The sequence below is a fragment of the Thiorhodococcus drewsii AZ1 genome, assembly GCF_000224065.1.
GTDB classification, from domain to species: Bacteria; Pseudomonadota; Gammaproteobacteria; order Chromatiales; family Chromatiaceae; genus Imhoffiella; species Imhoffiella drewsii.
In genome coordinates, this window is the sequence record NZ_AFWT01000067.1 from 1 (window position 1) to 8936 (window position 8936).

Below are 8936 nucleotides of genomic sequence, written 5' to 3' on the forward strand. Positions count from 1 at the left end.
CGCTCGGTCGTCTCGCGCAGCCGGTCGCCGAGACGGCTCCAGACCCCGTCCGCGCCCATGCCGACCAGCGCGCCCGGCGCGCCGGCCAGGATCAGCCGCGTCTGCTCCGCGCCCGGTGCCGTGGTCTCGCTGATGATGGAGGCGAGCAGGTCGGACAACTCGGCGGACGTCAGCCGCCACCCAGCGTCGGGCCGGATGCGTCTTTGTGTCTGCCGCGAATGTTTCTTCTCCGATCCTGCGAATGTGCGGTAAGTAGCCATGCTCGCGCACTTCAATCTCGACACGGGAGTAATCGTAGCCTTTGTCCAAGCAGAGATGCTGAGGAGTCGTGGGCGTTGGGACGGGGCGCGAAAAAAAACAGTGGCTAGGGTCGAAGACACCAAACGGCTATCATGGACATTCGCTCCAACCACCTCGACCCCGAGCGGAGTGCCCTGCTGATCGACCTGGATGTGGAGCTTGCTGCCGCTGCGCCCCCGATCAGTCGGATTACGCCCGAGCCTTTCGTCCTCCAAGCACACGGATTGCCCGCGCACTGGTGCTTGCACCAAGGCCCCGTCCATCGACTGCCATGCCCACTGAATCCCATGCTGGCGTTGATACTCGTGAGCGAAAACCCGCAAGATATCCGCCATCACGCCAGCACGAGCCCACTGCTGGAAGTGCTCGTGCACCGTACTCTTCGCACCGTAGGTTGTGGGCAAGCAGCCCCATTGGCAACCGGTCTTGAGGAGGTAGAGGATTTCATTCAAGATGAGGCGAAAATCCAATGGTGTACGACCGCCCGATTTTCTCCGCTTAAACGGTTCCAGCAAAGGTTCCACTTGGCGCCAAAAATTATCCGACATTTCCTCAAAGGCCATCGCGCCCTCAATACAGCGACCATATCTCAATAAGTCACTGTAGCGAAAAGCCTTTGCCTAATGTGAGCATTTTCTGTACCGGATCTCCTCTTAGCGAGCCCCTCGCATGCAGCCAATCGTCGATCTGACGCTCGCCGACATCATGAGCCGGGATGTGCGGCATCTGCCGCCGGACAGCCCCCTCGCCGAGGCCGCCCGGCAGATGGCCCAGGCTCGGATCTCATCGCTCCTGGTGCTGGAGGGCACCACGCCGGTCGGCATTCTCACCGAGCGCGATCTAATGCGTCTTCTGCACCTGCGAACGGATCCCGCCACTCCGATTTGCGAGGTGATGAGCACCCCCGTTCTCACGGCCATCCAGGAGACCGACTTCACGGCGGCCTACCGTCTGACACTCGCCCATCGGATCCGCCACCTGGTGGTCATCGATGGGAACGGTTGCACCGTCGGGATCGCTAGCGAAACCGACTTCCGCCAGCACCTGGGGCTGCGCTCACTGCAGCAACTCGGCGACCTCACGAGCCTGATCGATCAGGATCTCCCCTTCCTGTCCCCGGAAACCCCGCTGACGGAGGTACTGGCGCTCATGCTGCGCCAAGGCGCAGCCTATGCCCTCGCGGTGGACGGGCGGCGTCCCCTGGGCATCCTCACCGAGCGGGACATTCCGCACCTGTTGGCGCAGGCCGCCGACACGGGGATCGAGGGCATCCGCTTGCGCGATGTCATGCACACCCCGGTGCGCACCGTCGACCAGGACACCCCGGTGCCCGAGGCGGCCCAGTCGATGCGGGACCAGCAATTGCGCCAGCTCGCCGTGCTCGACGCGGACGGACAGGTCATGGGCATGGTGACGCTGCACCGACTGATGGAGCGCATCAGTCTCAATCTGCAGTCGGAAGCCGCTCAGCGCGAATCCGAGCGTATCGCCCAGGCGACGCTGGACTCCTTGACCGAGCACCTGGCCATTCTCGACGAGACCGGCAAGATTCTCGCCGTCAACCGCGCCTGGCGCACCTTCGCACAGGCCAACCCGCCGCTCAGCGCCAACGTCTGCGAGGGAGCCAACTATCTGGAGGTGTGCGAGCAGGCCTATGGCGCGGATTCGGAGGAGGCCCCCAGCGTCGCCGCCGCGATGCGCTCCATCCTGCGGGGCGAGCAAGATGACTTCACGATGGAATATCCCTGCCATTCCCCCAACGAGCAACGCTGGTTCGCCATGCGTGTCACGCGCTTCATCGGCACCGGTCCATCGCGCCTGGTGGTGGCGCATCTCGACATCACCGCACGCCGATGCGCCGAAGAGACCACCCGCAAAGCCAATCGGGAGCTGGATCTTCACCGTCACCATCTGGAAGAGCTGGTACGGGCACGCACCGCCGAGCTGGAAAGCACCAACCAACACCTGCGCAAGAGCCAAAGCGGCCTCAAGGCATTGCTCGATCTGAGTCAGTTGGCCGCCGACCTGAACGAGCCGGAGCTGTTGCTACGCGGCTTGGACATGATCGAAACCATCACGGACAGCGCCTGCGGCTATCTGCATATGATCGACCCGGACCAGGAGGCGATCCAGCTCACCACCTGGTCGACTCGCACCCGCGCTCAGTGCAAGGCCGCCTACGACAACCACTACCCCCTGTCTCAGGCCGGCGTTTGGTCCAATACCGTACGCACCGGCAAGCCGGTGGTCCACAACGACTTCCAGAGCCTATCGCAACGCCGTGGCTACCCCGAGGAGCATACCCATCTGATCCGTCACCTGAGCGTCCCCATTCGGGAAGACGGGAAGGTGCGGCTGCTGGTCGGGGTCGGCAACAAGGCAAGCGACTACGACGCGACCGACCTGCAGCAGATGGAGCTGATCGCCGACAATCTCTGGCGCATCGTCGCGCGCCGACGCACCGAGGTCGCCCTAGGCGAGGCGAAGGAGGCCGCAGAGGTGGCCAACCGCGCCAAGAGCGCCTTCCTGGCCAACATGAGCCACGAAATCCGCACCCCCATGAACGCGATCGTCGGACTCAGCCATCTGCTGGAGCAAGAGCTGACGAGCCCCAAGCCGCGCAACCAGATTGCCAAGATAGTCACCGCCTCAGGACATTTACTGCGCATCATCAACGACATCCTGGATCTTTCAAAGATCGAGGCCGGTCAGTTGACCCTGGAGAAAAACCCATTCTCGCTCGCTCAGGTCATCGACCACACCTTCACCCTGCTGGACGAGCGGGCGGCCGCCAAGGGGCTCACGCTCGGCTACAGCATCGATCCAGCCGTGCCCAGTCTCCTGAAAGGCGATTTCCTGCGACTGGGGCAAATCCTTCTGAACTATGTCTCCAACGCCATCAAGTTCTCCAACCAAGGACACATCCATGTCGATGCCCTGGTCGTCGCGGATGGAGACCGACCACCGAAACTGCGCCTGGATGTGCGGGACCAGGGCATCGGCCTAACGCCGAGTCAGCGCGCGCGGCTGTTCGAGCCCTTCGTCCAGGCCGACGAATCGACCACGCGCCGCTATGGAGGAACCGGGCTAGGACTGGCCATCTGTAAACGCCTGGCCAATCTCATGGGCGGCGAGGTCGGGGTGGAGAGCGAACTCGGCTATGGCAGCACCTTCTGGGTCAGAGTCCCCTTAAACACGATTTCGCAAACAACGTTGAGCGCCGAGCCAAGCGCGCCGCCGACGACAACCCCGGATGACACCCTGGAGCGCGGCTATCCTGGTGTTCGGCTACTGCTGGCGGAAGACGACCCGATCAACCAGGAAGTCGCCCGCGAGCTCTTGCGCCGCCTGGAGATCGAGGTGGAGGTGGTGAATGACGGACGGCAGGCGGTCAAGCGGATACGGACCGGAGAGTACGCGCTGGTGCTTATGGACGTGCAGATGCCGGTCATGGACGGACTGGCCGCCACCCGGGCCATTCGTCGACTGCACGGCAAGGCCGAATTGCCCATTCTGGCCATGACGGCCAGCGCCTTCGACGAGGATCGCCGGAAATGCCTCGCGGCGGGGATGAACGACCATATCACCAAACCGGTGACACCGGCCCAGCTCAACGCCGCCCTCTCGCGCTGGCTGCCGCGTCCTGCGGATCCGGGCGATGCCGAGAGCGGCAGCGCACGTTCGGAGCAGGACGGGGCCGCGAGCCCTCTGCCCGCCCAAACCCAACAGGACAGTCCCATCGACTGGTCCAAGGTGAACCAGCTCCTCGACGCGTTGGAGGCCCTGCTGGAGGAGGACGACACCCAAGCGGGGAATCTCTGGCTCACCTCGCGCGACCTCTTCCAGACCGCACTCGGTGCGAATGAAGCCGTCTTGCTGGAGGGCGCGATCCAAAGCTTCGACTACGATCAGGCGCTGCGGAGACTGCGTCTGACCAGGGCTGCACTGTCTGGACAAGTCTATAACGCCTAATTCTAGAGCATCCCCCTTGATGCCTAAATGGACTGGCGATCTGTCGCATCGACGGGAAAAGGTATACGAGCGACCGAACGTCTCAACCACATCAGCCATCTGGTTGGATTGGGGCATGCGGGTGCCGACCTGAAACCCGCCCCGAACGAACCGGATTTCACGCCATGACACTGCAAACAGCCAAGCTACGATAGGGTCAGAGATGTTTGAAATTGGCGCTACTTTTCTCGTCCTCACCGCCCTGCTGGCGTACCTGAACCAGCGCTTCATCGGTCTGCCGATCCCCATCGGGGTGATGGCGGCCGCGCTGCTGTTGTCCCTGGCCCTGATCGGGCTGGACGCGGCCGGTATTGACTTCGGAGTGCGGCAGTACGAGGAGTCGCTGCTACGCTCGATCGACTTCTCGACTGTCCTGATGGAGGGCATGTTGTCGCTGCTGTTGTTCGCCGGGGCCTTGCACGTCGATTTGAGCGAGCTGCGCGCCTACCGCTGGCCGGTGGGGCTGTTGGCGGTGCTGTCCACCCTCTTGTCGACCCTGGCGGTGGGCTTCGGGACCTGGTTCGCGTTTTCCTGGCTCGGTCTGGAACTGCCTTTGGTGTTCTGCCTGTTGTTCGGTGCCTTGATCTCGCCAACGGATCCCATCGCTGTGATGGGCATCCTCAAGACTGCGGACGCACCGAAACAGTTGGAGTTGGTGATCGCGGGCGAATCGCTGTTCAACGACGGCGTCGGCGTCGTGATCTTCTCGCTGCTGCTGGGCATGCTGGCGAGCGGCACCATCCCGTCCATGGGCGAGGGTCTGCTGATGCTGCTGCATGAAGCAGGCGGCGGCCTGCTGTTCGGCCTGGCACTTGGCTACCTCACTTTTCGGCTACTCAAAAGCGTGGACAGCTATCAGGTCGAGGTGTTGGTGACTCTGGCTGCAGTGACCGGCGGCTACGCGCTCGCCAATCGGCTGCAGGTGTCCGGGCCGCTGGCGATGGTGGTGGTCGGACTGATCATCGGCAACGGCGGGCGCCGGCTGGCCATGTCGGACACCACGCGACACTATATCGATCTGTTCTGGGAATTGATCGACGAGATTCTGAACGCCGTGCTGTTCGTGCTGATCGGCCTGGAGGTTCTGCTGGTGACCTTTACGGCGAGCACACTGACCGCCGCGATCTTGGCGATAGGCGTCACCCTGGCGGCCCGCGCACTCACGGTCGGCCTACCTGTAGCCATGCTGCCAGGCGTGTTCAGACTGCCCAAGGGCTCCGGGTGGGTGTTGACCTGGGGCGGCCTGCGCGGCGGCATCTCGGTCGCACTCGCCCTATCGCTACCTCTGGGGCCCGAACGTGACATCGTGCTCGCACTGACCTATTGCATCGTCGTGTTTTCCATACTCGGCCAGGGACTGACGATCGGGCGGGTGGTGCGGAAGGCTGTATCCAAGCAGGACTGATCGAGGGCATTGGCACGCACCGCTCTGCCACCTAGTACGCTGACGCCAAAATGCAACAAACGAACGGCAACCGGATCGGGATCGATCGCGATCCCGGCCCCGATATGTCTGCAGCCACCGGCACCACAACTTTCGCGCAGACGTACCAGGGCATGCCGATACTGTCGTCCTACTCACCCGCTATACCGCGCACTGCACGATTAGGACGACGGCCGGAGCATGGCTTACCGCAGCCACTTTGCCGACTGTCTTCCCGACGCCATGTTGACCGCGATCCAAGACGCCACCAATGGCGGGGGTGTTTTGGGTAGCAGTCGGTTCGAAAAACAGATTGCTGTCATGCTAGGTCGCCGCACCTGACCCGGCCAATTGGGAACGCCGAAGATACCTCTCCCCGATAACAATCAACTCGACTTACCGATCCAGGTCGGAAACTTTAGTCCCTCCCCTATTGCCGAGAGGTATCCAGAAATGAGCCGTTAGTCCTCGTCATACCCGTCTATATCTTTGATAGGCTCCATCGGCTCCCATTTGACCCTAGAAGGCAGTACCTTTATCCACTGGAGGACAGTTTCTACCCAGACTCGTGCTTCTGAATTCCGCAGAGAGCGCTGAAGCTCCCGCCGAATCGCACGCACCACCGAAATGTCTCGTCGCAAAGGGATGCCCCTATGGCGCAATGCCTGCTTCCAGGCCTCCAGCAAAAACCCGCCATCCGCGAGTCCGAAGCGCGTGCGATCGTCGAAAATCACCGCCTGCTCCGTGAGACGCGCTTCGACTGCAGTGGCATCAAACCGTCTTGTGGGCGCCACTGCAAAGAGCAGGATCAGCAGTGGGCGCCTCAGTGCGGTTAGATCAGTGAACCCGTGGGAAAAATCCGGATACTCCAGATCTCGGCCAGCCCCCCGAATGAAGACGTATTTGCAAACTCTGTCCAGTCGCGCCCGGTACTCGAGTCGGGCGTGGCACAACCGCATCAATCGCCGCAGAAGCCGATCGGGGTACGACCAATCCATGCCTGCATCGATACCGTTCCAATCCTCGGTCGGACCGCGTAGCAGGGCAAGCGCGATCTCTAAAACGGGCTCCGTTGAATCGCATGACCGCACCTGTCGGATCATCAGCAAGACCAAGACATACCGAAGGTCAAACCAGTAGCGGAGAAGCAACTCCCCGCACAGATCTTCGATGCTCTCGGGTGACTGGTCTGCCTCCGCTCCATCAATGGCGCCCCAAACGGACGCCCAGGTCTTGTCCAGCGTTGCCGCAGTCATGGTAAAAGGCACCCGGTGCCGCACCCCAGAATACTCACCAAGTCGATAGTCGGAACGCTGAGGCCAGGACAGGAAGCCGTTGGCCAAGCCCTTGGCCGTCTGGGTGTCGCCAGCAGACAGCGCGTCGAAGATCATCTCCACCGTGAGATCGAAATGCTTGCGGACGAAGCGCGCTTTGAGCGAGGCGACGACCCATGGACCTTCGGCATCCCCGGACCAGGTTTCGGATTGATGCAATCGGTCGCACTCGAGCCAGGTGTCGATAGCCTCACCCATAGCGCGCTCGAACAGCCACTGATGCCGCTCCGACAACCACGCGGATTGTCCAGCCGGTGCTTCGGAGGTGTCCTGCTGCCAGGTCCGCTTACGCTTCCAACTATGAAGGTAATGGATCAGGCTAAGATGCAGCCTCAGCAGCTCGACTGGAACGCGGAGCGGATCTGGACTGACCTCCCTGATCATCGCCGACGTCAAGAAGCAGGCTTGCTGAAAGCCGTAGGTGTTTTCCTCCATCCTTTCCACCGCTTCCTGCAGCCATTCGTCGTATTCTTTGATCCAATCGGAGCTCGGTCGTCGCCCAGGCCATCCGTTTGGGTTTGCGACCAAGGCTGCATTGCTGCGCTTGCCGTCGTCATCCAGGAAGGCACCTGCATCGAGCAAGGCCAGATGCACCTGCGTCACCATCAACAACCGTTCCCTGATCACCGCGTCGCTGCCTTTCGGGGTAACCTCGATCAGGTCCTGGATCAATTCTCGCAGCAAGGCGGCCGGTGGGTAGTAAGTACCCGGCTGAGGAGGCTCGCCGAGAACAAAGGCGTAAGCAATAAGACGGCGCGAAAACCAACCCGGTTCAGGGGCATTCTGCACCGTGCAGAGCATGCGGACTCCCGTGATGGGAGATCCCGGACCGACCCGCAATCGAAGCACCGCCTGCGGAGACGCTTCGACAAACTCCCGACTGGCCCCCTCCATTCCCGGAAACAGAATTGGCCATTTCTCGGCCCCCCACCTCCACACCTTCTTTTTCCAGCGCTCCCGAATAACTTGCCAAATCCACAGCCGCATGCCCCAACGCAACGGACGCAACCGCAGATCGCGCACCTCGCGGCGGCGGCGCGAGTATAGCGGAACACAAGGCGACCCTTCCGAGCCCCAGCCCAGGACGTCGATTCTCGGATCGGATTTCAGCTGCATTTCGGCCGAGGCCAACAAGTCGTCCCAACTCGGCCGGCCCGGCAAAAGACTAAGCCGTTGGGATGCTTTTAGGATGTGCGTATTCAGGTATTGGCGAATCTCGCGCGGCAGCGAAACATAGACGGCGTAGCGCTCGAACGCCTGCAAGCGAGTGTCTTCGTTAAGGTAGCGCAGCGTGTGAAACAAGAAGTGCGCGGTTAAGAACGCATTCAGAAAGAACCAGGGTGCGCAGAGGGTCAGGACGGGCTCAACCCAGCCGTCTCCGGCAGCGAGGATGACAAGGTAGCCAGCCGCAATTGCGAGAACCAGGATCACGGCGCTCATTGCAGCGACCATTGCTCCCGTCTCGACCATATACACCTGAAGGCTCGCCTTCACTGATGCCCTACGCTGCAGCAGCAAGGTGACGAAGGCCAGGACGATTGGGTAGACAACCGCAACCATGGTGGCTTGAATCGCCCACAGGTTTTCCAGGCGGGCGAGCTGTTTCTCGGGACCTCCCGCTAAAGTGGACCCCATGTCCAGGACAGTTTTCCCCCGAATTTAAGTTGTACTGGCCACCTCAATCGCAGCGGTTTGGCGCTGCCCCAGTGTTGTCTCGCCGAAGCGATCGACGATCTTGGCCCCACCCCCGTTTCCCGATCGGTAGACCGCATCAGGCGTGAGGTACCCCAGGGATTGGTGGGGGCGCTCTCCGTTGTAGAAGGCGAAATACTCAGTCAACCCCAGGAGCAGCTCGGGCAAGCTGGCGT

At 61.7% G+C, this 8936-nt stretch carries 5 protein-coding genes and 1 pseudogene; 2 read left to right on the forward strand and 4 right to left on the reverse strand.

What is annotated here, in order from left to right:
- The coding region (locus THIDRDRAFT_RS26950; RefSeq protein ID WP_040845835.1) for a hypothetical protein at positions 1-260 on the reverse strand (260 nt) is incomplete at its 3' end.
- Between the two features lie 126 nt (positions 261-386).
- Positions 387-863, reverse strand: a pseudogene (locus tag THIDRDRAFT_RS27425) (IS5 family transposase); the annotation flags it as partial.
- Between the two features lie 106 nt (positions 864-969).
- Here THIDRDRAFT_RS27425 and THIDRDRAFT_RS22340 point away from each other — a divergent pair.
- Both THIDRDRAFT_RS22340 and THIDRDRAFT_RS22345 read left to right on the forward strand, forming a co-directional pair.
- Positions 970-4272 (forward strand): CBS domain-containing protein, encoded by a 3303-nt coding sequence (locus THIDRDRAFT_RS22340; protein WP_007043201.1) that lies wholly within the window; start codon positions 970-972, stop codon positions 4270-4272.
- A 202-nt stretch (positions 4273-4474) separates the two neighbouring features.
- Entirely contained in the window at positions 4475-5716 is a 1242-nt protein-coding gene (locus THIDRDRAFT_RS22345; RefSeq protein ID WP_007043202.1) for a cation:proton antiporter, read from the forward strand.
- A gap of 479 nt (positions 5717-6195) precedes the next feature.
- Here the strand turns inward: THIDRDRAFT_RS22345 and THIDRDRAFT_RS24195 are convergent, their stop codons facing one another.
- Positions 6196-8703 carry a hypothetical protein gene (locus tag THIDRDRAFT_RS24195; protein WP_007043203.1) on the reverse strand — a complete coding sequence of 836 codons (2508 nt, stop codon included), beginning with the start codon at positions 8701-8703 and terminating at the stop codon, positions 6196-6198.
- 24 nt (positions 8704-8727) lie between these two features.
- Positions 8728-8936 (reverse strand): integrase core domain-containing protein (locus THIDRDRAFT_RS22360; protein WP_007043204.1); only part of this gene is annotated, 209 nt, incomplete at its 5' end.

Bases quoted from the DNA above. Each gene is read 5' to 3' on its own strand.
- THIDRDRAFT_RS22340 (WP_007043201.1), top strand. From the start codon at position 970: ATGCAGCCAATCGTCGATCTGACGCTCGCCGACATCATGAGCCGGGAT.
- THIDRDRAFT_RS22345 (WP_007043202.1), top strand. From the start codon at position 4,475: ATGTTTGAAATTGGCGCTACTTTTCTCGTCCTCACCGCCCTGCTGGCG.
- THIDRDRAFT_RS24195 (WP_007043203.1), bottom strand. From the start codon at position 8,703: ATGGGGTCCACTTTAGCGGGAGGTCCCGAGAAACAGCTCGCCCGCCTG.